The organism is Yersinia thracica (assembly GCF_902170565.1).
GTDB lineage: Bacteria > Pseudomonadota > Gammaproteobacteria > Enterobacterales > Enterobacteriaceae > Yersinia > Yersinia thracica.
Map to the genome: position 1 here is coordinate 127179 of NZ_CABHXX010000074.1, position 26200 is coordinate 153378.

Consider the following 26200-nt stretch of genomic DNA (forward strand, 5'->3'; position numbering starts at 1 on the left):
TTAAACTCCCAACTTCCATGATAATGTGCGTAAAAGATCGGCAAATACCCCGGCCGCTGTCACGTCATTCCCCGCGCCATACCCGCGCAGCACCAACGGAATTGGCTGATAATAGTGGGTATAGAAAGCCAACGCATTCTCGCCATTTTTAACTTTATACAGCGGATCGTTACCATCTACAGCATCCATCCGGACGATACAGCGCCCCTCTTCAATCACCCCGACATAGCGCAGCACTTTGCCCTGTTCGGCAGCATTTGCCACCAGGCGACTAAACTCGGCATCCAGTGACGGCAAGCGAGCGAGGAAGCTGTCTACATCGCCGCTGGCATCAAAGTTGGCTGGCAGAACTGACTCAACGTCAATATCAGCCAACTCCAGTTTGTACCCTGCTTCACGGGCCAAAATCAACAATTTACGGGCGACATCCATCCCAGAAAGGTCATCGCGCGGGTCTGGCTCGGTATAACCCAGAGCTTTGGCCTGCAATGTGGCCTCGGATAATGTCATCCCCTCATCCAACTTGCCGAAGATAAAGGACAGTGACCCTGACAGAATGCCAGAGAAACGCATCAATTCGTCACCGGCATTAAGCAAATTCTGTAAATTTTCGATAACAGGCAGACCCGCGCCGACGTTAGTGTCATACAGGAATTTACGGCATGACTTCGCCGCCGCAGCGCGCATCTGGCGGTAGTAATTCATTGATGAGGTATTGGCTTTTTTGTTTGGCGTGACGACATGGAAACCGTCCGCCAGGAAATCTGCATATTGATCCGCCACCGCCTGGCTAGAGGTACAATCGACAATCACCGGATTGAGCAAGTGATACTCTTTAACCAAGCGAATCAAGCGGCTGAGATTAAACGGTTCTTTCACTTCGGCCAGTTCATAACGCCAGTTATCCAACGCGATACCGTGCACATTGGTCAACATGGCTTTGGAGTTGGCAATGCCGCACACGCGCAAATCAATATGGCGCTGTTTCAGCCATGGCTGCTGGCGATAGATTTGTTCGATTAATGCCCCGCCGACCCCGCCGACACCAATGACAAACACTTCAATAACCTGATCGGTATTGAACAACATTTGGTGGCAAACACGCACCCCGGTAGTGGCGGAATCATTGCTGACCACCACAGAGATAGAGCGCTCTGACGAGCCTTGTGCAATCGCGATGATATTAATATTCGCGCGAGCCAATGCCGAGAAGAAGCGAGCTGAAATACCGCGCAGGGTGCGCATGCCATCACCGACCACCGAGATAACCGCCAGATGCTCCATGACATCCAATGGCTCTAATAGGCCGTCTTTCAATTCCAGATAAAACTCTTCTTCCAATGCGTTGCGGGCGCGGATTAATTCACTTTGCGGCACGCAAAAACTGATGCTGTACTCAGAAGACGACTGGGTGATAAGCACCACTGAAATACCGCTGCGTGACATCACTGCAAAGACGCGGGCCGCCATACCGACCATACCTTTCATTCCAGGGCCAGACACGTTAATCATCGCCATGTTATTCAGGTTGGTGATGCCTTTAACCGGGAAACCGTCATCACTGCTTTCACCGCCAATCAGGGTGCCGGGGGCTTGCGGGTTAGAGGTATTTTTAATCAGGCAAGGAATTTGGAATTGAGCAATAGGGGCGATAGTGCGGGGATGGAGAACCGAAGCGCCAAAATAGGACAACTCCATCGCCTCCTGATATGACATCGATTTTAATAATCGGGCATCAGGTACCACCCGTGGGTCGCAAGTATAAACCCCGTCAACATCAGTCCAGATTTCACAACAATCAGCGCGTAAACAAGCGGCCAACACAGCAGCAGAATAGTCGGAACCATTGCGCCCCAGCACCACCAGCTCCCCTTTGTCATTACCGGCAGTGAAACCGGCCATCAGGATGATATGGTCAGCCGGGATCTTGCTAGAACCGATGCGGCGGGTAGATTCGGTGATATCAACCGTAGATTCGAGATAATGGCCCTGCGCCAGCAATTTCTCGACCGGATTAATCACGCTAACCTGATAACCTTTGGCTTGGAATAATGCTTCCATGATAGCAATAGACAGTTTTTCGCCACGGCAGATAATGGCGGCATTGATGCTATCAGGGCATTGACCAAGCAACGAGATACCGTGCAGGACGTGTTTGAGTTGCGCAAACTCATGGGCCACCAGCGCTTTTAAGCGCTCATAGTCAAAGCCCGGTTGAGCATCAGACAATCCCCGCAGCAACTCGGAAAAAATTCGCTCAGCATCGCTGATGTTCGGCGAGATATCTTGCCCGGCCACCATTTTGTCGATCATCGCGACCAAATGGTTGGTAATTTTAGCGGGAGCGGATAATACCGTCGCCACTTGTCCCTGCCGCGCATTACTTTCGATGATATCGGCAACCCGCATAAAGCGTTCTGCATTTGCTACTGATGTCCCGCCAAATTTCAGCACTCGCATTTCTGATTCTCTCCCGCTTTCGCGCTTTTTTATCGCAAACTTTTTTTGCAAAGATTTGATTGAAAAAAAAAGCCCGCACTGTCTAGGTGCGGGCTTTTTTCTGTTGTTTCCTGTACGCGTCAGCCCGCCCCGTAACCTGTGGTTTCGGTGGTGGTAATAATTGTTGTATTCAGGCTGATGTATCGCATTTCGTCTGTCTGTCTCATTAATAATATGTCTCTACCTCTATTGGTTAAAGCAATCTGCCCTTCAAGTCAAATTTTTTCAGTCGCCCACCCCAATAAATCAATCATTCCTGGGGAGTTCATTATCTCATCAGGCGAAAATTACCAGACAATAAACAGGGTAAAAACAGAAAAACCAGAGAATAAAACCATAAAACAAAAATTAATCCACATAATGTATTTTATGATTTTTCCCACTTAAATAAGCGGGAATAAGGTGACAGGTATAATCTTTAAAACGAAACTGTTACCGATAAAACCGTTTTAGCCAAAATGATTCAAAAAGCAGCAAAAATGAAAACCTCGCCACCCGCTTTACATTTATCTAACATTGATGATAATTCTTCTAATGCATTTGGCCGAAATAGACCATTGATAAGAAAAGTAGGTTCATTGGCACCATGACGAAAGAATATTGATTTTTAACAATAAAAATCAACAAATTAGAAAATTCATTTTTTTGTTACGTCTGGCCTGCAATTTTTAATATTAATAACACTGAATCGACCACATAATTTAACCCACTTTGGCTTAAGCTGGTATTCTTGTAAGTCTTTTTCACAAAAGTGTTAACGTGCTACAATTGAATTTGATATATGTCAACAAAGCGTAGTTTTGTTGGGTGGTACATTCGGCTCACACTGTTATATTGCTGTTAATAGGGTTAGGATATGCGCCGCTTTTGTCACCTTTGGGGCTGTAGGGAGTAACACCCCGACCAAGCTAGTGATGTTGTTGACGTTGATGGAAAGTGCATCAAGAACGCGTTTACGTACTTTAGTCATGTGATGAACGGGATGACGAGTAACTAGTCAATAAAAATCCTAATATAACAAAGACTTTTGTACTTCCTATTTCTATTTTGTTGGCAATTTTAGGTAGCAAACATGCAGACCCCGCACATTCTGATCGTAGAAGACGAGATAGTTACTCGTAACACCCTGAAGAGCATTTTCGAGGCGGAAGGCTATGTTGTTCATGAGGCTAATGACGGTGCAGAAATGCACCACATTCTGTCTGAGAATGATATCAACTTAGTTATCATGGACATCAATCTGCCGGGCAAAAATGGCCTGTTGCTGGCACGGGAACTTCGTGAACAAGCAAGTGTTGCCCTAATGTTCCTGACCGGTCGTGATAACGAAGTAGATAAGATCCTTGGCTTGGAAATTGGTGCTGATGATTACATCACCAAACCTTTCAACCCGCGCGAATTAACCATTCGGGCACGCAACTTGCTGTCACGTACCATGAATTTGGGTAATGTTGGCGAAGAGCGCCGCTTGGTTGAAAGCTATAAATTTAATGGCTGGGAACTGGATATCAATAGCCGTTCACTGATAAGCCCTACTGGCGAGCAGTATAAACTGCCACGTAGTGAGTTCCGCGCCATGCTGCACTTCTGCGAAAATCCGGGCAAGATCCAATCCCGCGGCGAATTGCTGAAGAAAATGACCGGTCGCGAGTTGAAACCGCATGACCGTACTGTTGACGTGACCATCCGTCGTATTCGTAAGCATTTTGAATCTACGCCGGACACCCCAGAGATCATCGCGACTATCCACGGCGAAGGTTATCGTTTCTGTGGTGACCTGGAAGAGTAACTCTCTGACATGTCTACAATAAAGAGCCAGCACTCACATGCTGGCTTTTTTATGATACTGACACAACTAATTGTCTTCACAGCGCTATTCACGCCACGGCATAATAGGCACCGCGCTTATAGCGTTTTTCGGTGAACCGTCAACAATTCTATCGGAGTAAGTCAGGTAAATTAGGGCATTACGTTTCGGATCATAGAAACGGACGACCTGTAGTTTTTTAAAGACCAATGAAGTTCGCTTTTGGAAAACTACTGTGCCGTCAGATTTCTTGTTCTTAATTTTGTCACTTAACTCAATCGGCCCCACTTGCTGGCAAGAGATTGCCGCATCAGAAGTATCTTCAGCTAACCCTAATCCCCCTTTGATACCACCGGTTTTTGCCCGGCTGATATAACAAGTTACATTTTTAACATCGGGGTCATCAAAGGCCTCAACCACAATCTTATGGTCAGGCCCCAGTAATTTAAATACCGTGTCAACCGAGCCAATTTCCTCTGCATGGGCCGTTATTGCTCCCAAAGAAAGTATACAGCCAAGGAATATCCAATTTTTTTTCATACACTTACTCCAAACTACTGAATAACGTTATCCAATGTTAAAAAATTTCGCTAATAATAAAACACGGGTTAAAAAGTCACTTTATAAATCTTAGATGCATTTTTAACACACAATGGCAGTAAATTCTTAAGCAGTCGGGAACATAAAAAGTTGCTACTATGCGCCAGAGCTATTCTTTTCATATGACTAATACCCTAAATTTAGGCCGCTTTACGAGGAAGATCTATGGATCAAGCCAGTATCATTCGTGATTTGCTTAGCTGGCTAGAAAGTCATTTAGACCAGCCTTTAGCATTGGACAATGTCGCCGCCAAAGCAGGTTATTCAAAATGGCATTTACAGCGAATGTTCAAAGATGTCACCGGGAATGCTATCGGTGCGTATATCCGTGCCAGAAGGCTATCTAAAGCCGCTGTCGCATTGCGATTAACCAGCCGCCCTATTCTGGATATTGCCCTGCAATATCGTTTTGACTCGCAGCAAACTTTCACTCGTGCTTTTAAGAAACAGTTTGCGCAAACACCTGCGTTGTACCGCCGGGCTGAAGATTGGCATTCAGCCGGAATATGTCCACCGATTCGGCTAGGGGAATATACGCTACCTCAACCAGAATTCATTACCTTACCTGAGCAGCATTTGGTGGGGCTAACACAGAGTTACTCCTGTACTCTTGAGCAAATATCGACTCATCGAACTCAATTGCGAACGCATTTCTGGCAACAGTATCTTGGTGACGCAGACCATTTACCACCCGTGCTTTATGGCTTACATCACTCCCGGCCAAATCAGGAGAAAGATGATGAGCAAGAGATTTTCTACACTACCGCCATTGAGCCGCAACATGTGCCGGGTAATGTGCAGGAAGGCCAACCGGTTATCTTGCAAGGCGGCGAATATGTGCAGTTTAGCTATGACGGGCCATTAGACGGGTTACAGAACTTCATCCTGACACTGTATGGCACCTGTTTACCACAACTAGAATTAACCCGTCGGCGTGGATACGATATCGAGCGATTCTTCCCTCAAGGGAAGCCGAAAGATGGGCCTCCGGCCTCGCTCAAGTGTGAATATCTCATTCCTATCAAGCGTTAACGCTGTAGCTCATCCAGTGCTGGCATATCCAAGTGGGCGGTATCGCCAGCACTTTCAATGACCCAACCCGAAGCCAGCCATGGGCTTTCCTGATAATCAACCCGTGATAGCGAACAGTTGCGCAAACGCAGCCGCCGTTCAGCATGTGCGGGCAACCCCAGCAAAGTACTCAATAAGCACCCTAACGCCATACCGTGGCTGACTAGCAACGGCTTGCTCCCCTCAGGTAATTCTCGGCAACTATTCAGGGCCGCATGCATCCGCCGCCCTAATTCGGCCATCGACTCACCTTCAGGAATGCGAGCACCTTCTGTGCCATTGACCATTTGCTTGCGCCACAGCTCTTCCTCCGGCGTTAAGCTCTCTATCGGGCGCGTTTCCAGCACGCCCATGTTCAGTTCACGCAGGCGCGGATCTTCGACTATCCTGAGCCCACAAGCATCGGCAATGATTTGGGCCGTCTGCTTTGTGCGCCCAAGGTCGCTGGTAATAATATGGGTGATCCCTTGACTGCGAACCCGTTGCGCTACCCGCTCTGCCTGACGAACTCCAGTGCCGGTCAGCGGACTGTCCGATTGGCCCTGAATGCGGCGCGCCGCGTTCCATATAGTTTCGCCGTGGCGCACGAGATATACCTGTAACATGTCATTTTTCCGTTATACTGCGTGAAATAAACACAAATCTATTACATGGATTCTTAACTCATTATGTACCATGTTGTTGCCGCAACTACCAACCCTGCAAAGATTAAAGCTATCAGCCTCGCTTTCGATGACGTTTATGGCCCCGGTCAGTATCACATTGAGGGTGTCAATGTCGATAGCGGTGTTCCCCTGCAACCCATAGGCAGCCCAGAGACACGTACCGGCGCCAGACAGCGCGTGCACAATGCCCGTCAGGCGCGTCCTGATGCTGATTTTTGGGTCGGGGTTGAAGCTGGTATTGAAGATAATATGACCTTTGCCTGGATGGTAATTGAACACTTGCAACTGCGGGGAGAATCCCGTTCTGCCAGCTTGATGCTGCCCGATATTATATTGCAAGGGATTCGCCAAGGCCGTGAGCTGGGCGACGAAATGGCAGATTTAACCGGAATATCGAATGTAAAACACCAGGGTGGTGCCATTGGCATTTTTACCGACGGCAAATTGACCCGTACCCGTGTTTACCATCAGGCGCTGCTGCTGGCGCTGGTTCCCTTTCATAAGGAGATTTACCAGCGCCCGGCACTGTAGGATTAAGTATTGGTCTACGGCTTATTTGTTAACGATTCATTGGTTAATAACTGGGCTTCAAGCCAGCTCTTTAACTCTGGAGGAGCGGCTTTCAGGCTATTGGAGCCGCGCGTGATAGTCGCAATCCCTGCGCCCAACTGATTCTTGAGTTCCCGCTGACTTAATTCCCCCCGCATTAATTCTTCAATAATACGCACTCGCGTCCCTAGAGCGGTGCGCTCATCCGGTGTTAGCATCAATTGCAGTAGCGGTAAATGGAGGTCTTGCGCAATGGCGTCTTGTAGCAGCGCAACAAAAGTCAGCCAGTGCTGATTATCTTCAGTCGACAGATTCGGATCGGTCAATCGTAGTTTTGTCATGATAGGGAAAGCCGCCATACTATTTAACTAGTACAACAGCTTATCATAACCTCAGATATAGCCAAAGAACTTGGCGTTGCGGCAAAGACGAAAGAATCCCCGAAGTCATTGGCGTCGCAGGTAGGCAGCAAGCAAACGCATCCCGATGAGCTTATTTATTTTAAGGTCAACGGGCAGTCAGTGATTCGGGTGAGCAAGCGCCGTTAACACCGCCGCAGCGTTAAATTTCCTCAAAGTCATTGGCGTTGCGGCAAGGCAGCAAGCGAGCAAATCCCGATGAGCTTACACAAGTAAGTGATTCGGGTGAGCAAGCGCCGCTAACACCGCCGCAGCGTTAAGGACGAAGAGGAATTAGTAGCGCCGCTGCCACTCGGCATCACTCAGCACCTTAGCTGGCCGATTCATAAAGTGACGATAAAAAGCATCATACGCCAATACGTTTTTCACATAGCCACGCGTTTCTGAGAACGGAATGCTTTCGATAAATGCCACCGCATCCACTTGCCCACTGCTGTTTCCCAACCAGGTATTTACCCGCGATGGGCCGGCGTTATAGGCCGCACTGGATAAAATCCGATTGCGCCCGAATTGCTGATAAACCTCTTCCAGATAGCTGGTGCCAATCTCAATGTTAGTGACAGGGTCGAGCAACTGGCTGCTGTTCACATAACCGGGGATGTTATTCAGTTTGACCGTGTGCTCCGCAGTCCGCGGCATTACCTGCATCAGACCTGCCGCCCCGACGGGCGATTGTGCTTTCGGGTTCCAGGCACTTTCCTGACGAGCAATGGCCATCGCATAACTTGGAGTTATCCCCTTGCCCTCCGTCGCCTGACGGAATTCTTTTGGCCAGGCCAGTGGGAAGCGCTCTTCCAGATGGTCCCATAACTTGGCAACAATGGTCGCCTGAACACTCAAGTCGGCCCATTTTTGGTCAAATGCATAGCGCGCCAGTGCTTCCTGCTCCGGTTTGCTGCGGCTGGCGACCAAATAGCTCCACTCATTGCGGGCCAGATTGTCCATATTCCAATACATTAACTCGCGCACCCGGGCAATTTCAGGCCGCTGTGCCAGTGAAGCATCAGGTTTGGTGGCCACTTCAACATTAATCGGGTAAGGCACGCCCAGTTTTTGCGCGGCGACCATCGGATAGAAACCGCGCTCCTGCATCAGGCTGCGCAAAATGGCTTCGCCCTCGGCTTTCTTACCCTGCTCCAGCAACAATGTAGCACGCCAGTAGCGCCACTCATCTTTATTTTGTGCATCTGCCGGTAAGCGGGCTATCCAAGCGGCTAATCCTTGGCGGTCGCCAGTCCCCAGTGACATGCGGATACGGCGCTCCAGCAGCGGGGTGGAATGGCTACGCAAAGTGACTTGATCACGCCATTTGGCTTGATCGTAATTCGCATCATTACCCATCAGACGCCAGGCCACGGTTTCTTCCAGTTCCAGCTTCTCGCTGTCACTCATTTTTTGCAGCCGCGCCAGCGTTGGGATCATCGCACGCGCATTTTCCACGTCCTGCCGCGCCAGCCGGGTAAAAGCAATGATAGTGGCTGAGCGGGTAAAATCTGTCGGCCCGACAGTTCGAGCAAAACTTGCGACACTGGCCGGGTCACTTTGCAATTTTGCCAGTGCCGTGCCCATAGTCTGATAATCCGCTGGCAGTTGCTTGAGTAAGTAACTTACCAAACTGGCATTGCCCTCTTTCAGCGCCAGCTTCATACGCGCCAGTGTTGCCAATGGGGTTTGGTGCCCGGCTTGTTGCCAGACACTGAATAATTTATCGCAGCTACCCGGTAGCGCCTGGCCGTTGAGCCAAATCTCGCGGGCGCCATCCCAGGCGACTTGCTGCTCGCCAGTGGCCCATTTTGCATAGTAATAATTACAGCGAGCTGCCACCGGTTTGGGAGCTTGTGGGCTGAACGCCAATAACCCGCGCCAATCTTCGCGACGCGCCAACTCGTTAACAAAACGGGATGATAGCGAATTTGCTGGCGGCAATGTGGGGTTCCGAGTTAGAAAATCGGTCACTTGCGCCGCACTCAATTGGCTTAAATCTTGTGTTAACTGGCGGTATTCCAGATACGGATACAGCGGATAATCACGCAGTGTGGGCATCAGTTGCGCCACGGTATCCATCTGATTGCTGTCCCAAGCCAGTTTAACTTGCTGATAGCGTTGCCGTTGGGCATCAATGGAGTCGGCGAATGCCACTCCTGAAGTCGTCACCAGACACACGCCAATCGCCAGATATCGCCACTTGTCCATACTCACTGTTTCCTCACTGGTTGTTGGCTACTGCATTTCACTTACCGCAACTTCTGATTAGCATAGTCATAATTAGTTCCGGCAGCTGGACATACTAACTAAGAGTTTCACCTGATAGCCAGCGATTACACCTACAAATAGACAAGGGTAATTAATCTTTCTGAGTGATGTTTGAAATGATGGATGAACTTCAATGGGCTGGGGAAGAAAATCAGTAAAATAATTAACTGGATAATATATTATTATTCAATAGGCTAGCTAATAATCACGACCAAAAATTTCGATTTTATTATCTCAAATCAAGACGCTATTTTGATAAAAATCTACTATCCTTGCTTAATATAACTATGTCGTTGTAAACATAATTGTTGTAAACATATCATTCAGAATCATTTTTTTGTCTTTTAATAAAAATCAAATAATTGAGGAGCAGGATTTTTCACGGAAGAGCATTTGCTGCCCTGTGCCGTTGCCTCGACGGTAATGAGATGAAAAACAGATAGATTTCAGATTTTTAATTTTTAAGAAGGTTCTTTCAATGCAAAATTCATCAAACCCCAAACCCGCCGCGCCGCCAGAAGGCCAGGCTTGGTATCAACTGACTGTGGAAGAATCTTTGCAGCAGCTAAATAGCCGCGAAGAAGGGTTAAGCCAACAAGAAGCAGAAGAACGCCTTAAACAATACGGCCCCAATGCACTACCCGCCAAAAAAAGTAAGCACCCACTGCTACAATTTCTCGCTCATTTTAATGATGTCCTGATTTACATTCTCTTGGCTGCTGCGTTAGTCAAAGGTCTAATGGGCCACTCGGTCGATACCATTATCATTCTTTGCGTCGCCGTCATTAACGCATTAATTGGTTATGTTCAGGAAAATAAAGCCGAGAAGTCACTGAAAAGCATTCAAAATATGCTCTCCAGTAAAGCTGTGGTCATCCGTGATGGCAATGCAAAAACCATTGATGCACAGGATTTGGTGCCGGGTGATATCGTCACATTGAAACCGGGGGATAAAATCCCGGCTGATTTACGGTTACTCGAAGCCCACAACCTCCAGATTGAAGAAGCTATCCTGACCGGTGAATCAACCGTGGTTGAGAAGCAAATTGGGGTGATTGAAAATGAATCAGTGATTGGCGACCGCAAAAACCTGTTGTTCTCGGGCACCACCATCAGTGCCGGTACAGCGAAAGGTGTCGTCATTGCCAGTGGCGGTGATACCGAACTGGGTCATATCAACCAAATGATGTCGGCGGTTGAAGCCACCCGCACCCCACTGCTGCAACAGATGGACCGCCTGGGCAAAGCGATTTTCATCCTGATATTGGTGATGATGGCATTCTTGTTTGTCTTCGCCTTTATCCTGCGCGACCTGCCAGTGAATGAGTTGCTGCTGGCGCTGATAAGTCTGGCTGTTGCCTCGGTTCCTGAAGGTTTACCGGCCATTATTTCGATTATTCTGTCTTTGGGTGTGCAAGCAATGGCGCGCAACCGCGCGATTATTCGCAAGCTGCCAACGGTAGAAACCTTGGGTGCCATGACCGTCGTCTGTTCCGATAAAACCGGCACCCTGACGATGAATGAAATGACCGTCAAAGCGGTGATTCTGGCCGACAATTGCTACCGGGTCACCGGTGAAAGCTATGAGCCAGTGGGTAACATTTATCCGGAAGGCAGTGAGCAGCAAGCCGTTCTTGCCGGGCCGTTAAAAACATTTATCACTGCGGTGAATTTATGTAATGACAGCCAGATTCAAAAGAATGACCAAGGCCATTGGATTATTGTGGGTGGCCCTACTGAAGGCGCACTGAAAGTCTTGGCGGCCAAATCAGGTATTGAGCTGGGCCAGGTGACTCAGCACGGTAAAATTCCTTTCGATTCTGCCTATAAATACATGGCAACCAGCCATCAGGTTGAGTCCGAAAGCTGTATTTTCCTGACCGGCGCGCCCGATGTGCTGTTTACTTTCTGCCAGCAAGAACTGACGGATAAGGGTGTCATTCCTTTCCGCCGTGATTACTGGGATGCCGAGATGACGCGCTATACCCAGCAGGGCCTGCGCATGTTGGCGGCGGCTTACCGCCCAACAGAACAAACTGTCAGCGAGTTGGAACACAGTGATATCCAGCAAGGCATGGTGTTTGTCGGCATCGCCGGCATGATGGACCCACCACGCCCTGAAGCTATCGACGCCATTGCGACCTGCCAACAGGCGGGGATTCGCGTGAAGATGATCACCGGCGACCATCAGGAAACCGCGATGGCGATTGGTGCCATGCTGGGCATAGGCAATGGGAAAGACTCCATTACCGGCGGCCAGTTGGAGCATATGGATGATAAAGAACTGGCTGAAGCAGCCGTTCGTTATGATATTTTTGCCCGTACCAGCCCTGAGCACAAACTGCGTCTGGTCAAAGCCTTGCAAGATAAAGGCGAAATCGTCGGGATGACCGGCGATGGCGTGAACGATGCACCAGCGCTGAAACAAGCCGATGTGGGCATCGCCATGGGCATCAAAGGCACCGAGGTGACAAAAGAAGCTGCCGATATGGTGCTGTCAGATGATAACTTCGCCACCATCGCCCACGCGGTTGAAGAAGGCCGTCGGGTCTACGATAACCTGAAGAAAACTATTCTGTTTGTGTTGCCGACCAACCTGGCGCAAGGGTTGTTAATCATCTTTGCTATCCTGGTCGGTGCCGTGATTCCCCTGACACCACTGCAAATCCTCTGGATAAACATGGCAACATCCACCACGCTTTCATTCGGTTTGGCCTTTGAGCCGGCAGAAAGAGGCATTATGCGCCGCAACCCACGTGACCCATCAAAACACGTGTTAGACGGCCATGCCATCTGGCGTATCGCGTTTGTCGGTACCTTGATTGCGTGCAGTGCATTTGCTCTGGAAGCCTATATGGAGCCGCGCGGTTACAGCACAGAATTTATCCGTACCGTGATAATGCAAACTCTGGTGACTGCGCAGTGGATTTATATGTTTAACTGCCGCGTGATGGACAGATTCCCACTGAACAAAGAAGTGTTTGTTAACAAAGGATTGTGGTTAGTTTCTGGTGTGCTGATTCTGTTGCAGTTAGCCATCATCTATCTGCCATTTATGAACACCGCTTTCGGTACCGAGCCATTACCGGCTTATTACTGGGGCATCACACTGCTGGTCTCTATCGCCATCTTCTTAATTGTAGAAGTCGAAAAATGGGTCATCGGGCGCTTCAAACGCGGCTCGAATCCTGTCTGATATCCATCAGTTCCCCTCAAGCCCGGCGACTCAGCCGGGCTTTTTTTGTGCTTCGCAAAGAGAATTTAAGATAAATCTCACATTGCGGATGCCATGGCTATTAATATGCCAATTAATTCTTATAATAGATTAGCGGCGATTAATTACTCGATGCCGCGATTAACATGTGAGCCATGCCGCCAACGGGAAGCGCAAAAAATGAATACTGCACCTTGCGCAATTAGCGGCATCAACGATGGAAAACATCATTATCTACTCAAGCTAATTACACCACGACATATCTGGCGGCGGAGTTATGCCCTCACATTATTATTTATCTTAACTTTATTCGCATCATTGCCCTCAATAGCTGCCAATAACTTAAGCACCGTAAATAACTTAGGCGCTGTAAATAACTTAAGCGCAGAACTTATTCATGAGCGTAGTGATGCTGCGACAAAAATGGTGCTGGGAATTATCAGTTATTCGCGCTGGCCAACCCCTCCGCCAGTGATTCGTTTGTGTGTCATTGCCCCAACAAACTATGCAGAAGAACTGTTTAATCCGGCACTAATGCAAACCGCACATCCGATTAAAACACAGCGTTATTCACTACCCAATGCCGCGCTGGCAAGCAACTGTGATGTGGCTTATCTGGGCAGCATGGGGGAGCAACAGCGCCAGGAACTGACAACCCAACTTTCGGGGTATCCGATTCTGACCATCAGCGAAGATTATGCTGAATGCACTCTGGGCAGTGCGTTCTGTCTGCTACTGGACGATAAACAAGCCTCTTTCAAAGTCAATATGGATGCATTAGCACGCGCGGGGGTACGAGTTCACCCCAACGTGTTGCAACTTGCCCGTAAAAAGGCTGACGCATTATGAGTTCAATAAAAAATAAATCTGCTGGCCAGATAAAAAATCAGACTAATGCTCCGAAACTCCCGACACTTGGCCGTGTATTGGGCAGAGTACATTTAATTGTGGCACTGGTATCCGTGGCGACAGCCGGTATTTTCCTGACATTAGCCGCCCTGTTTGCATTACGGGTTTATGCTGACCATAACCTGCACTTGATCGCCCGTTCAATCAGCTATACCACTGAAGCCGCTGTTGTTTTTGGTGATACCGATGCGGCGAGTGAAGCGCTGGCAATGATTGCCGCGAATGAGGAAGTCGCACAAGCGAAAATCATGGATGTGAATGGCCGAGTCATCGCGCAATGGACACTGCCCAATGACGGCCCAATGCATCAGATGGAGCAAAGTGTTGCCCGCTGGGCATTACCTGAACCGGTGGTTTTACCCATAGCTCACTCTGGTAACGAAATCGGCACGGTGGTGATTGTCGGCCACGGCGGCAGTCTGCTGCGCTTTTTGCTGCAAGGGTTAACCGGCCTGTTAGTGTGCTTGATCCTGAGCACCGCGGTGGCGCTATTTCTGTCGCGCCGGATGCTCCTTCGCATTATCGGCTCATTAAATCGGATTACTGAAGTTGCCCATAATGTCAGCCGTAACCGCAGTTTTGGCCAACGCGTTCCATCGGCTCAAATTGCAGAACTGAATGAGTTGAGTCAGGATTTCAATGGGTTACTGGAAGAGCTGGAAGTTTGGCAAGAGCACCTCACCAGGGAAAATGACTCCCTCGCCCACCGCGCAGCCCACGATAGCTTGACCGGGCTGGCAAACCGCGCCTTTTTTGAAGGCCGTTTAAGCCGAACACTCAATGATTGCAAAACTAACCAACATGCTGCGGTTTTATTCCTCGATGGCGATCACTTCAAAGAAATCAATGATAACTATGGTCACGCTGCCGGTGATGTGGTGCTGACAAGCATTGCTGACCGCCTGCGCGCATTATTACGTGAAAGCGATTTAGTCGCTCGTCTGGGCGGCGATGAGTTCGCCATATTGTTGGCCCCCATTCATAACACTGATGATGTGCTCACCATTGCTAACAATATTATAAAAAGTATGGCGCAACCCATAGTCCTGAGTGATGGGCAAGAAATAACCACCTCACTCAGTATTGGTATTGCTATTTATCCTGACCACGCGCAAACGCCGGATGAGTTATTACAACGGGCTGATGAGGCGATGTATCAGGCAAAGAAAGGTTTCCGGTTGCATGAACGGGGTATTGTTTATCAGTCGGAATTTATTAATTCAGAAAGTTTAGGGTAGGTGACATGCTGGTTTTAAACAAAAATCGTCAGAGAAATCCTCTTTGGTTTAGTTTTTTTGCACTTTGTTTGTTGGTATTAGTGGGCTGTCAGGCCAAGCCACACCAAGGGCTGACCCCAGAACAAATTGCGGCGTTACAAGAGCAAGGGTTTAAATTAACCGATAATGGCTGGGAGTTTGGGCTAGCCAATAAAGTGTTATTCGACAGTGACGTCAGGAAATTAAACGCATCGGGCGTGCAAACTGTCCAAAACATTGGCCGCGCTTTACACAATGTCGGGATTAATCATATGCGGGTTGATGGGCATACCGATGCAATGGGTGAAGATGGCTATAACCAGAAACTCTCTTATGAGCGGGCTTCAGCAGTGGCAGACAGTTTGGCCGCCATTGGCATTCCACGCGCCAATATTGACGTTCGTGGCCGTGGCAAGCTAGAGCCAGTAGCTGACAACCGCACTGCCAAAGGCCGGGCAGAAAATCGCCGCGTAGCAATGATAGTCACCGCGCCTTAAGCCACCGCTAGCAGCGACCTCAAAAAGATAAAGCCCATGGACGGGCTAAATAGCGAGAGTGGCCAACACACCTGCGACTTGAAAGATGACGGGTATAGTAAAACGGGCTACACTCCGCACCAGATATCCTAATAAAAACTGATCTAGAGAGGCTGAGGCAACGTGGCTCAATACGTCTATTCTATGCATCGTGTCGGTAAAGTAGTTCCACCGAAACGGCATATTCTGAAAAACATCTCCCTGAGTTTCTTCCCTGGGGCAAAAATTGGTGTGCTGGGTCTTAACGGCTCCGGTAAATCCACCCTGCTGCGCATTATGGCGGGCATTGATACCGACATTGAAGGTGAAGCTCGCCCACAACCCGGCATCAAAATCGGTTACCTGCCACAGGAACCCAAACTGAATCTTGAACAAACAGTGCGCGAGTCGGTTGAAGAAGCCGTCGGCGAAGTTAAGCGCGCCCTGACCCGTTTAGATGAAGTTTATGCGCTCTATGCTGATCCCGATGCTGATTTCGATAAGTTAGCGAAAGAGCAAGGTGAGCTGGAAGCCATTATTCAATCCCACGACGGCCATAATCTGGATAACCAGTTAGAACGTGCCGCTGATGCTCTGCGTCTGCCGCCTTGGGAGGCAAAAATTGCCAATTTGTCTGGTGGTGAGCGTCGCCGTGTTGCCATCTGCCGCCTGCTGCTGGAAAAACCAGACATGCTGCTGCTGGATGAACCGACCAACCACTTGGATGCTGAATCCGTGGCATGGCTGGAGCGCTTCCTGCATGATTATGAAGGCACTGTGGTCGCCATCACCCATGACCGTTACTTCCTCGATAACGTCGCGGGTTGGATTCTGGAGCTGGACCGTGGTGAAGGTATCCCATGGGAAGGCAACTATTCCTCATGGCTGGAGCAAAAAGACGCCCGTCTGGCGTTGGAAGCCTCTTCTGAAGCTGCGCGTCGTAAATCTATTGAGAAAGAGCTGGAATGGGTTCGTCAGAATCCTAAAGGCCGTCAGGCGAAGGGTAAAGCACGTCTGGCTCGCTTTGAAGAACTTAACAGTGTTGAATACCAAAAACGTAATGAAACCAGCGAGTTATTTATTCCGCCTGGCCCACGTTTAGGTGATAAAGTGCTGGAAGTTGAGCATCTGAGCAAGTCTTACGGCGACCGTGTGCTGATTGACGATTTGACCTTTGCGCTGCCAAAAGGCGCGATTGTCGGGATAATCGGGCCGAACGGCGCGGGTAAATCAACCCTGTTCCGCATGTTATCGGGCCAAGAGCAACCGGATTCCGGCACCATTTCACTGGGTGATACCGTGCAGTTGGCCTCGGTCGATCAGTTCCGTGACAACATGGATGGCAGTAAAACCGTGTGGGAAGAAGTTTCCGGCGGTCAGGACATCATGAAGATCGGTAACTTTGAAATTCCAAGCCGCGCCTACGTTGGCCGCTTTAACTTTAAAGGTATTGATCAGGGCAAACGGGTGGGCGAACTGTCCGGTGGTGAGCGCGGCCGTATCCATTTGGCCAAATTGCTCCAGGTGGGCGGCAACATGTTGCTGCTCGATGAACCGACCAACGATCTGGACATCGAAACCTTACGCGCACTGGAAAACGCCTTACTGGAATTCCCAGGTTGCGCCATGGTTATTTCCCATGACCGCTGGTTCCTTGACCGAATTGCCACTCACATTATTGATTATCAAGATGAAGGTAAAGTGGAATTCTTCGAAGGTAACTTTACTGAATACGAAGAGTGGAAAAAACGCACTCTGGGTGCCGAAGCACTGGAACCACACCGTATCAAGTATAAGAAAATGACCAAATAGTTTTTGATTATTATCTAATACCCTAAATAATTCGAGTTGCAGGAAGGCGGCAAGCGAAATACAAATCGGTCGGGAATCGATTTGAACAGCATTTATGCTAGCCCGTAGGGTGAGCCTCAAGGATGAGGCTCATTCATCCCGATGAGCTTACATGAGTAAGTGATTCGGGTTATTGAGTGTAGTCAACGCACATGCAGCTTGAAGTATGACGGGTATCATGGCCTGCAATTGCAGGCCTTTTTAATCTGGATACTTTATCTGATATCGAGTGCTGCGCCCTTCCCCCGGCAGCTTTTCAATACATCCATAGGCTAATAACTCACCAAGATGGCGGGTCGCCGTCGCTTTACTGACCTTTGCCACTTTCTGATATTGAGAGGCACTGATTCCGAGGGCAAAGCTATTTTCATCCCCCTCTAACAACCGGTTCAATACTTTTATCTGCTCGGCTCTCAATCCAACCTGATTGTATTTTAGCCAGAAGCGAGACTTCGCCAGTACCGAACGAGCATCTTCAGAAGCTTGATTCAAACTCTGTTCCAAGGTGGCGATAAACCATAATAACCATGGAGTTATATCCATACTTCCGCGTTGGCTTTCTTCCAAAATAGCGTGATACGCATCACGGTTTTCAAGAATCGCAACTGACATAGCATAAAGATGAATGCTTTGACTATCAGCCTGTGATAGCGCCATATCCGTCAGCGCTCGAGTCATTCGACCCTTGCCGTCTTCAAAAGGATGGAGCGTGACAAACCAAAAATGCACAATAGCAGCACGCAAAAGAGGGTCAATCAAAGAATTTGTTCGAGATACATTGAACCAATTAATAAACTGCGCCAGTTCCGCAGATAAAACCTCTCGAGGGGGGGCTTCAAAATGAACAGTTTCCTTACCCATTCGTCCAGAGATAACTTGCATCGGCTCATTCCCCCGCAATTGACCGACATTAATGGGATTCAATGTCTATAAATCATTAGGGAAAAGCCATTCATGCCATTGATATAATCTCTCAAGGGTTAAGGCAGTATCACATCCATTGATCGCATCTAACATCATGGCGGCCAAACCCTCTGAACGATGGGTCGTCGGGTAACTCTCCGCCAGGGTCACCCCAAGCCGTTTAGCCAGCGATGATCGCACTGACCTGACATTAAGCTGTTCATTTTCTATTTTTGATGAGGCAATGATATTCGCCAGCAATGTATCCAGCATTTTTGAGGTATTTTCGTCGGAAGTATTTCCCCTGCTTTCACCCAGGAGCTGCCCGAGCTTAAATCGAGTATTGCGTAGCTGGGGCTGAATTAGAGCATCATTCCAATAGAAATTAGGCCACTCCTGTTGTTGCCACACCCAGAGGTTTTCCCGTATTTTGATCTCCAGCACTGAGGATGAGCCGATTAACACTCTTATTCAGCTCATCTAGTGAGCCGAATAAATAGTGTATTCGGCTCATTATAAAATAGCCAGCCCTTGCACATAATCCTCAAATACCGGGTGCCCAATCACCACACCTATAAAGCAACTGAGTGCTGGAGAGTTCAGCTTGCGGCTCGGGTAGACCAAATACAGCTCATTTCCCTCAGCTTGCCACTGTGGCAAAACTTCAATCAACTGCCGACTGGCGACCACTTCGCGGCTTAAAAATGCGGGCAATAGCGTAATTCCTCCGCCATTCAGCGCACACTCGCGGGCATATAATAAATTATCAGTCACATGCAGCGCAGGAACCTGCCAGCGATAAAACTCATCTTCATGGCGTAAAATCAGCGCCTGCCAGGCACGATGGGCAATGCAGCGGTGGGTATCGAGCTGACGTGGATGAAGCAATGGCGGGTGTTGAGCCAGATAAGTGGGGGAAGCCAAAAGATAGCGCGGCGCGTATCCTAACCGCCGACCAATCAGTGACGAATCCTGCGGTTTCCCGGTGCGCAGCGCCACATCAAAGCCGTCCTCGACCAAATCCACCATAGTATCTGACACCAAAACTTCCAGCAGAACATCGGGATATTGCTGCTGAAAATCCGTCGCCAACTGCGCCAACAAAGTTGCCCCCAGTCCTGCGGGGGTCGAAATACGCAAACGACCACTGGGGTTGTCCTTCAGCCGTTGCAGCGCCAAGTCCGCACGCTCGGCGGCTTGCAGCATCTCCTGACAATGCACCAGATAGCGCTCACCAGCGAAAGTCAGGTTCAACTGGCGGGTGGTTCTGTTCAATAAGCGGATCCCCAAACTCTGCTCAAGCTGGCTCACCCGCTGGCTGACGCTAGATTTAGGCAGACCGACCATCTCAGCCGCGCGGGTGAAACTGCCGCATTCCGCGACCTTGGCGAACAGCGCCATATCCTGTAGTTGTTTAAACATAATTGAATGGCTTAAACATGATCGAGTTGCTTAAACATGATTGTTTACCTCAGACGAACACTGCGTTAGTTATTGTCCATCTTATCACTCTGCAAAGAAAGGTCTAGACTCAATGGATAGGCTAAACAGGAGCAGGAAAATCACCATGTCAATTAAAGCTATTGCGGTAAATCCGCAACAACCCGCTGATTTTATTGAAATCACTTTAGATTCTCTCACGCCCGGCGCATTTGATTTGCTGGTTGAGGTCAAAGCCGCATCCATCAATCCGGTAGATACCAAGGTGCATGGCGGCCTGAAGAAAAAGGGTCTGCCACAGCCGCGCATTCTGGGTTGGGATGCCGCCGGTGTGGTTGTCAGTGTGGGTGAGAAAGTCACCGGTTTCCGTGTCGGTGACGAAGTTTGGTATGCCGGTGATATCACCCGCCCCGGCAGCAACGCCACTCAGCAGTTGGTCGACGCCCGCATTACCGCCCATAAGCCGCGCTCATTGAATTGGGCACAGGCCGCCGCCCTGCCACTCACCGCCATCACCGCGTGGGAAGCGCTGTTCGAACACCTGAAAATTCAACAGGCTGGCGCGGATAAAAGCCTGCTAATTATCGGTGGAGCCGGTGGCGTTGGCTCCCTGGCAATTCCTCTGGCGGCCTTGCGCAGCTCAGTCAAAGTGATTGCGACTGCATCACGCCCAGAGTCAGCCGCCTGGTGTCTTGAACGTGGTGCCGACCTGACAGTGGATTACCGCGACCTGAAAGCGCAGTTAGCAAAAGAGGGCATCGATAAAGTTGATTATATTCTTTGTCTGAATGATACCGACGGGCACTGGCCCGCTATCAGTGAATTGATCGCGCCGCTGGGGCAAATCTGCACCATTGTGGAAAACGAAAAACCGCTGGATCAGAATCAATTGAAGCTGAAAAGCGCCGCCCTGCATTGGGAATTTATGTTCACCCGCAGTATGTTCTCGACGCCGGATATTGCCCAGCAAGGAGAAATCTTAAAGCAAGTCAGTCAGTTAGTGGATGAGGGCAAACTGCAAGGTACTCTGAGTGAAACACTGCATGGCCTGACGGTTGAGAATTTGAAAGCAGCCCATAGCCGAGTGGCCGATGGGCATATGCAGGGCAAGATAGTTATTACTTACTAACTTCCTGCCCTTCCCGCGCTTCAGCCAAGACTGAAGGGCGGGCAAGTCTTTGCGGGTCGGCGGCCAATAACTGTTGCACCAGTTCGACACAGCGCAGGAAGCGCGCATCATAGTCCGCCGATTCAACATGGACATATTCTATATTATTGCTGCGCAGCATCTGCTCGAGTAAAGTCTGGAAAGATTTGCGGTCGCGGTCACTGCCCAAGCTGCGCAAACCATCGGCCACCCACGGCGTGTTGTTTTCCAGCAAAATCACCAGATCAAAGCGATATTCATCAATCAGCGCCTGAACAAATGGGTGCTCCCGCCCTTCATATTTCTTACAAAATGCCTGCGTGGTGACAAAGTCGGTATCGATAAAGGCCACTTTATTGGCATATTTTACCGCAAAATCAACATATTGCGCCTGCCCCAATGCAATTTTGTCATAATCGGAATATTGCAGCGCCATCTCATCACCACCCAAATGAGAGAAAACATAGTCACGGCCATATTCCCACGCACTGGTGGTATTGAAGATATTGGCTAACTTATTGACCAAAGTGGATTTCCCACTGGATTCACCGCCCAATATCGCCACGGTACGCACGAAAAAGGGCTTCACTTCAGTCGGGATATAATCCCAGTAGCGGAAAGGATCACGGCGGATCTGGCGGCCACTGATATTCATAAAGGAGCGCTGCGGATCAATCAGAATAGTTTCAATGCCAAACTGCTCATTATAATGCGGCGCATCCTGGCTTTCGCTGGAGTAAATGAAGTTCGGCACTATGCCCTTCTCATTCATGAACTTTTTGACGCCGTGGCTCCAGACATCCCAGCCATGGGGATAAGGCTCAATGCCATGTTCATCAAATGAATGAATATGGATATTTTTCTGATACTTAAAAGTTTGTAATAACCAGCGCAGGCGGTCGCTGACTGTCGGCTGCTGCGACATAGAACTGTTCTCGAACAACTCGCGATCACGGGGTTCATCGAAGCAAAGAATGATATGCAGCTCATCAACCTGGCTACAGGCGCGCTGAATAAGATAGATATGGCCGGTGTGCAGTGGGTAAAATTTACCAAACACCACGCCGACTTTTTTCTCGCGGCGCGGAAATTCCAGCTCAAGGTAGCGGTGCAAAGCTTCTAGCTTTTGTGCACTGGGACTTTTGATTTTGTCATTGAGTAACTGGCTTAAATAACCTTTGGTCATGCCGCTGGCATCAGCCACCTGCTGTAAAGTACAGCCTTTTTGCTTAATGGCTGTTTTGAGATAGTCGAATTGCAGCATACCGCCTCCTTGTTTAGCGCACTAAACAAAAATAACACAGTATGCTGCGCGATGAACACGACTATAACCAAAAAAACTCGAGTTGCAAGATGGCGGCAAGAGAGATACAAATCGGTCGAGAATCGATTTGAACAGCATTTATGCTAGCCCGTAGGGTGAGCCTCAAGGATGAGGTTTATTAATTCCAAAGACTCGCGTTATTCATCCATTACAAATTAAACACGGATACTGCAATACTGAACTGTTTCTCATGATTATCTCTGGTTTATATAAAAGATATGAATTTTGAATATAATTCACATTAATTCATCTTCTTTGCATTTAATAATTGAATATTGACGCGGTCTTTATATATCAACCCTGTAAGTGTTAACCATTAAAAATGATTATGCGAAACCGAGGAGTAATGTGCAATTATTGCTTTCGCCATTCTAGAACGGTAAATATTAGATAAGAATTCCATTCTATATATCAAAGAGGAAATATATTAATTACATATCCGCTGAATAAGTTATTTTTATATCCATGTAGTTTCAATCAATTATATCAGCCATGTATGGCGATAATAATTTAAAAGGAGTTTTATATGTCAACAGTACAAGCATGGGCCGCACCATTACTTTGGGGGCCGTGGGTCAATTTAGAAGGCCATTCTAGTAGCAGCACTGTTTACACAGTGAGTTTTGACACGGAGTCAGATACGCCCTCATCTTTTGATGTGGAAATAGAATACGCGACAGAATCACGTCTTGAGCAGGTCTTTACTATGGGGCCTGGTAATTATCAAATTAAAGCGAGTGGTGCCGGGACAGACAGAATACGCTTTAAAAGCCATTCTGTCGGTCAGGTCATTAGAGTTAACTTTTAACTAAAATAAAATCCCGTGGCTTATTTATGTTTATAAAGAATGAAATTCATTTATATAAACACCACGGGATTTTTATTGAGCATATCCCTTGACTATCTCTAATGCTATCTCCCTTTTAGTAACTCCCTGAGAAAGGATCCCACTGTCAAAGGGCATTGCAGTCATTATTCTAGCAGCAGGCGCTATGTCGTATCCATTAAATGAAGTATGTACTTGTTCACCAATATTCAAACTGAAAAAATCAGCGAATTGTTGCACACACTCTTTTTTGTTATCCAGTTCTATAATTACATTATCATTTAAATAAAATACAGGCCTATTTTCGCGCAGGTATACGCGTTCAACACATTCTTTATCTAGAGAAAAATATTCATCATTGATTTTGTATACTAATAATTGCTGTTCTTTTTTTGTTGCACACGAAGATAACAAAAATAAACAAAGAATGGCAAAAGTGATTTTGTACCGCTTACCCAAATTTTCATCCATAAAAATAAACCTCATTGATGTATATAATTAATGAGCGCTATAAATCTTCCAACACCGCCAGTGCATCGGCCAGTTTTTTGACCCCAAAAACCTGCATATTAGGCAGCGGTTTCTTCGGCATATTGGCATAAGGCACGATAGCGCGTTTAAAACCGTGCTTGGCGGCCTCAGAAATACGCTCCTGACCACTGGGCACTGGGCGAATTTCGCCAGCCAGCCCGACTTCGCCAAATACCACTAAATCCTGTGGCAGTGGGCGGTCACGCAAACTGGAGACCAGCGACATCAACAAGGCCAGATCGGCACTGGTTTCCGTCACTTTCACCCCGCCGACCACATTGACGAATACGTCTTGATCCGACATCTGCAAACCGCCATGGCGGTGTAACACGGCCAGTAAAATTGCCAGCCGATTCTGTTCCAGCCCGACCGCCACCCGGCGCGGGTTCGACATCATCGAGTGATCCACCAGCGCCTGAATCTCAACCAATAATGGGCGCGTCCCTTCCCACACCACCATCACTGAGCTGCCCGCCGTCACCTCATCCCCCCGACTCAGGAAAATCGCCGACGGGTTACTGACCTCGCGCAGACCTTGCTCGGTCATGGCGAATACGCCCAATTCATTGACCGCGCCAAAGCGATTTTTGTGGCTACGCAAGGTGCGAAAACGTGAGTCGCCATCGCCATCGAGCATCACCGAGCAGTCAATGCAGTGCTCCAAAACTTTCGGCCCCGCCAGCGAACCGTCTTTGGTTACGTGGCCCACCATCACGATGGCGACCCCGCGGGTTTTGGCAAAACGGGTGAGATAAGCGGCGGTTTCACGCACTTGCGCCACACTGCCCGGCGATGATTGGATATCCGCCATATGCATCACCTGGATAGAGTCGATCACCATCAGCCGGGGTTGTTCTTGTTCGGCAATCAGGCAAATCTGCTCAATGCTGGTTTCAGACAGCATATTCAGGCCAGCAGTGGGTAATCCCAGACGGTGCGCGCGCATCGCCACCTGTTGCAGTGACTCTTCGCCAGTGACATACAGGGTTTTCATGGTTTCGGACAATTTACACAGTGTTTGCAGCAGCAGAGTACTTTTCCCCGCACCGGGGTTACCGCCAATCAGAATGGCGCTGCCGGGCACCACGCCGCCGCCCAGCACCCGATCAAACTCAAGGAAACCGGTTGAGAAGCGCGGCAATTCGTCCAGACTGATGTCGGATAATTTCTGAACCCGACTGACTCCGGCATCACCGGCATAGCCGCCAAAACGTTCATTGCGGGTCGAGGATGTTGCCGCCGCCAGCCGAATCTCGGTAATGGTATTCCAGGCATTACAGGCGCTGCATTGCCCCTGCCAGCGCGGGTAATCAGCCCCGCATTCATTACAGACGAATGCCCGTTTTGGTGCTTTAGCCACATTTCACCTCTCTTCGTGTTTTAAACTACCGCTGAGGATACACAGCACACTCAGCAAATCGCCGTGGCGGATAGCCACTTTTGCTTTGGCATAAACCTTGGGTTTAGCATGAAAAGCCAGACCCAGACCGGCTGCTTTCATCATTTTCAAGTCATTGGCACCATCGCCGATTGCCACGGTTTGCGCCAGCGGGATATTCAATTTTTCAGCCAGCTTGAGCAGGATATCGGCTTTGTATTGCGCGTCGACAATCGGCCCCAGCACTTTACCCGTCAGTTTGCCGTCTTTGATTTCAAGCTCATTGGCGGCCACTTCGACCAGCCGCAGTTTATCGCGCAGATATTCGGCATAATAGGTAAAACCGCCGGAAGCAATCGCCACATGCCAATCTAGCGCCTGAAGCTTGCGCACTAAGCTGGTCAGCCCCGGCATCAAGGGCAATTCGTCACGCACCTGTTTGAGAATATTGGCATCCGCCCCTTTCAGAGCCGCGACGCGCTGGCGTAAACTGGCGGAGAAATCCAGCTCGCCTTGCATCGCGCGCTCCGTGACCGCCGCCACTTCTTCACCGACACCGGCCAACTTGGCAATCTCATCAATACATTCAATTTGGATGGCGGTGGAATCCATGTCCATCACTAACAGGCCCGGCGTGCGCAAATGCGGAATCGCGCCCAATGGCGCTACATCCAGCCCGCTTTCATCGGCCAGCGTTTTAATGCGCGGGGTCAAACTGCCCGCCAGGCGGATAACTTGATAATCTTCCACACACCAGGCAGAGACAATCACCATTGCCGCGCCCAGTTGGCGTTGGAAATCAGTAATGCGCTTTTTATCCAGTTTTCTGCCATACAACAGCCAACCTGTATGACCAGCACGATAATCCAGCGGCATAACTTCATCGCCACTGAGTGAAAGTGGCAGACCCGGCCATTGATAGATCTCTGCGGGAAGATCACAATAGGTCAGACTATTAGACATGAATGGCTCCTGTAAAAAACGGGGTAAAGGCAAGACAAAAGGACGCATCAAGCTATCCTATCGCCCTTGCTTCTGGCAAC

General features: G+C 48.9%; 22 protein-coding genes, 1 pseudogene and 1 other annotated feature. Of the genes and pseudogenes, 10 read left to right on the forward strand and 13 right to left on the reverse strand.

The window, feature by feature from the left end; all coding sequences use genetic code 11:
* From thrA to yjjY, 3 genes are all read right to left on the reverse strand, one after another.
* The gene (thrA, locus tag FTA91_RS10205) at positions 1 to 2460 is read right to left on the reverse strand and encodes a bifunctional aspartate kinase/homoserine dehydrogenase I (protein ID WP_145583269.1); all 2460 of its coding nucleotides are present in this window, start codon (positions 2458 to 2460) and stop codon (positions 1 to 3) included.
* A gap of 62 nt (positions 2461 to 2522) precedes the next feature.
* Positions 2523 to 2641, reverse strand: a sequence feature (Thr leader region).
* A complete protein-coding gene (thrL, locus tag FTA91_RS10210; RefSeq protein WP_071817899.1) occupies positions 2580 to 2666 on the reverse strand; it encodes a thr operon leader peptide in 87 nt (28 codons plus the stop codon). It overlaps the preceding feature by 62 nt.
* Positions 2667 to 3328: 662 nt before the next feature.
* On the reverse strand, positions 3329 to 3469 hold the full coding sequence (gene yjjY / locus FTA91_RS20310) for a YjjY family protein (RefSeq protein ID WP_004706054.1): 141 nt from the start codon (positions 3467 to 3469) through the stop codon (positions 3329 to 3331).
* A 102-nt stretch (positions 3470 to 3571) separates the two neighbouring features.
* Between yjjY and arcA the strand changes: the two genes are divergently transcribed.
* A complete protein-coding gene (gene arcA, locus FTA91_RS10215) occupies positions 3572 to 4288 on the forward strand; it encodes a two-component system response regulator ArcA (protein WP_004389406.1) in 717 nt (238 codons plus the stop codon).
* 84 nt (positions 4289 to 4372) lie between these two features.
* Here the strand turns inward: arcA and creA are convergent, their stop codons facing one another.
* Positions 4373 to 4846 (reverse strand): protein CreA, encoded by a 474-nt coding sequence (gene creA, locus FTA91_RS10220; RefSeq protein ID WP_050113651.1) that lies wholly within the window; start codon positions 4844 to 4846, stop codon positions 4373 to 4375.
* Between the two features lie 225 nt (positions 4847 to 5071).
* On the opposite strand from creA, the gene robA reads away from it, so the two are divergent.
* Positions 5072 to 5938: an MDR efflux pump AcrAB transcriptional activator RobA gene (gene robA, locus FTA91_RS10225; RefSeq protein WP_050113650.1), complete on the forward strand. Its 867-nt coding sequence runs from the start codon at positions 5072 to 5074 to the stop codon at positions 5936 to 5938.
* Here the strand turns inward: robA and gpmB are convergent.
* Positions 5935 to 6582, reverse strand: a complete 648-nt coding sequence (gene gpmB, locus FTA91_RS10230) for a 2,3-diphosphoglycerate-dependent phosphoglycerate mutase GpmB (RefSeq protein WP_050113649.1) — start codon at positions 6580 to 6582, stop codon at positions 5935 to 5937. The two genes, robA and gpmB, sit on opposite strands and share 4 nt — an antisense overlap.
* 63 nt (positions 6583 to 6645) lie before the next feature.
* Here gpmB and yjjX point away from each other — a divergent pair, with 63 nt between their 5' ends.
* A complete protein-coding gene (gene yjjX / locus FTA91_RS10235) occupies positions 6646 to 7173 on the forward strand; it encodes an inosine/xanthosine triphosphatase (protein WP_050113648.1) in 528 nt (175 codons plus the stop codon).
* Positions 7174 to 7187: 14 nt separating this feature from the next.
* Here yjjX and trpR read toward each other — a convergent pair whose 3' ends face one another.
* Positions 7188 to 7532, reverse strand: coding sequence for a trp operon repressor (gene trpR / locus FTA91_RS10240; protein ID WP_072082549.1), 345 nt, complete (start codon positions 7530 to 7532; stop codon positions 7188 to 7190).
* A gap of 351 nt (positions 7533 to 7883) precedes the next feature.
* Positions 7884 to 9803: a murein transglycosylase gene (sltY, locus tag FTA91_RS10245; protein WP_050113646.1), complete on the reverse strand. Its 1920-nt coding sequence runs from the start codon at positions 9801 to 9803 to the stop codon at positions 7884 to 7886.
* A gap of 538 nt (positions 9804 to 10341) precedes the next feature.
* On the opposite strand from sltY, the gene FTA91_RS10250 reads away from it, so the two are divergent.
* The 5 genes from FTA91_RS10250 (at position 10342) to ettA (ending at position 17569) form a co-directional block, all read left to right on the forward strand.
* Positions 10342 to 13059 (forward strand): cation-transporting P-type ATPase, encoded by a 2718-nt coding sequence (locus FTA91_RS10250; RefSeq protein ID WP_050113645.1) that lies wholly within the window; start codon positions 10342 to 10344, stop codon positions 13057 to 13059.
* Positions 13060 to 13257: 198 nt separating this feature from the next.
* A complete protein-coding gene (locus FTA91_RS10255) occupies positions 13258 to 13926 on the forward strand; it encodes a YfiR family protein (protein ID WP_050113748.1) in 669 nt (222 codons plus the stop codon).
* Positions 13923 to 15224 carry a diguanylate cyclase domain-containing protein gene (locus FTA91_RS10260; protein ID WP_186366569.1) on the forward strand — a complete coding sequence of 434 codons (1302 nt, stop codon included), beginning with the start codon at positions 13923 to 13925 and terminating at the stop codon, positions 15222 to 15224. Before FTA91_RS10255 ends, FTA91_RS10260 begins: the two co-directional genes overlap by 4 nt.
* Before the next feature lie 5 nt (positions 15225 to 15229).
* On the forward strand, positions 15230 to 15739 hold the full coding sequence (locus tag FTA91_RS10265; protein ID WP_145534266.1) for an OmpA family protein: 510 nt from the start codon (positions 15230 to 15232) through the stop codon (positions 15737 to 15739).
* Positions 15740 to 15901: 162 nt separating this feature from the next.
* A complete protein-coding gene (gene ettA, locus FTA91_RS10270) occupies positions 15902 to 17569 on the forward strand; it encodes an energy-dependent translational throttle protein EttA (RefSeq protein WP_032819367.1) in 1668 nt (555 codons plus the stop codon).
* A gap of 240 nt (positions 17570 to 17809) precedes the next feature.
* On the opposite strand, the pseudogene FTA91_RS10275 reads toward ettA, so the two are convergent.
* Positions 17810 to 18940: pseudogene (locus FTA91_RS10275) on the reverse strand (DUF4172 domain-containing protein).
* An 84-nt stretch (positions 18941 to 19024) separates the two neighbouring features.
* The gene (locus FTA91_RS10280) at positions 19025 to 19933 is read right to left on the reverse strand and encodes a LysR family transcriptional regulator (protein ID WP_145583271.1); all 909 of its coding nucleotides are present in this window, start codon (positions 19931 to 19933) and stop codon (positions 19025 to 19027) included.
* A gap of 145 nt (positions 19934 to 20078) precedes the next feature.
* Here FTA91_RS10280 and FTA91_RS10285 point away from each other — a divergent pair, with 145 nt between their 5' ends.
* The gene (locus FTA91_RS10285) at positions 20079 to 21080 is read left to right on the forward strand and encodes a zinc-binding alcohol dehydrogenase family protein (protein WP_145583273.1); all 1002 of its coding nucleotides are present in this window, start codon (positions 20079 to 20081) and stop codon (positions 21078 to 21080) included.
* On the opposite strand, the gene nadR is transcribed toward FTA91_RS10285, so the two are convergent.
* Positions 21070 to 22362: a multifunctional transcriptional regulator/nicotinamide-nucleotide adenylyltransferase/ribosylnicotinamide kinase NadR gene (gene nadR, locus FTA91_RS10290; protein WP_050113640.1), complete on the reverse strand. Its 1293-nt coding sequence runs from the start codon at positions 22360 to 22362 to the stop codon at positions 21070 to 21072. The two genes, FTA91_RS10285 and nadR, sit on opposite strands and share 11 nt — an antisense overlap.
* Positions 22363 to 22948: 586 nt before the next feature.
* On the opposite strand from nadR, the gene FTA91_RS10295 reads away from it, so the two are divergent.
* On the forward strand, positions 22949 to 23230 hold the full coding sequence (locus FTA91_RS10295) for a colicin Z C-terminal domain-related protein (protein ID WP_050113639.1): 282 nt from the start codon (positions 22949 to 22951) through the stop codon (positions 23228 to 23230).
* Between the two features lie 72 nt (positions 23231 to 23302).
* Here the strand turns inward: FTA91_RS10295 and FTA91_RS10300 are convergent, their stop codons facing one another.
* Genes FTA91_RS10300 through serB form a run of 3 tightly spaced genes read right to left on the reverse strand, consistent with a single transcriptional unit; the run spans position 23303 to position 26120 of the window.
* Positions 23303 to 23719 (reverse strand): hypothetical protein, encoded by a 417-nt coding sequence (locus FTA91_RS10300; RefSeq protein ID WP_145534258.1) that lies wholly within the window; start codon positions 23717 to 23719, stop codon positions 23303 to 23305.
* A 37-nt stretch (positions 23720 to 23756) separates the two neighbouring features.
* Positions 23757 to 25139, reverse strand: coding sequence for a DNA repair protein RadA (gene radA, locus FTA91_RS10305; protein WP_038636492.1), 1383 nt, complete (start codon positions 25137 to 25139; stop codon positions 23757 to 23759).
* 3 nt (positions 25140 to 25142) lie between these two features.
* A complete protein-coding gene (gene serB, locus FTA91_RS10310; RefSeq protein ID WP_050113636.1) occupies positions 25143 to 26120 on the reverse strand; it encodes a phosphoserine phosphatase in 978 nt (325 codons plus the stop codon).
* Positions 26121 to 26200: the final 80 nt, after the last annotated feature.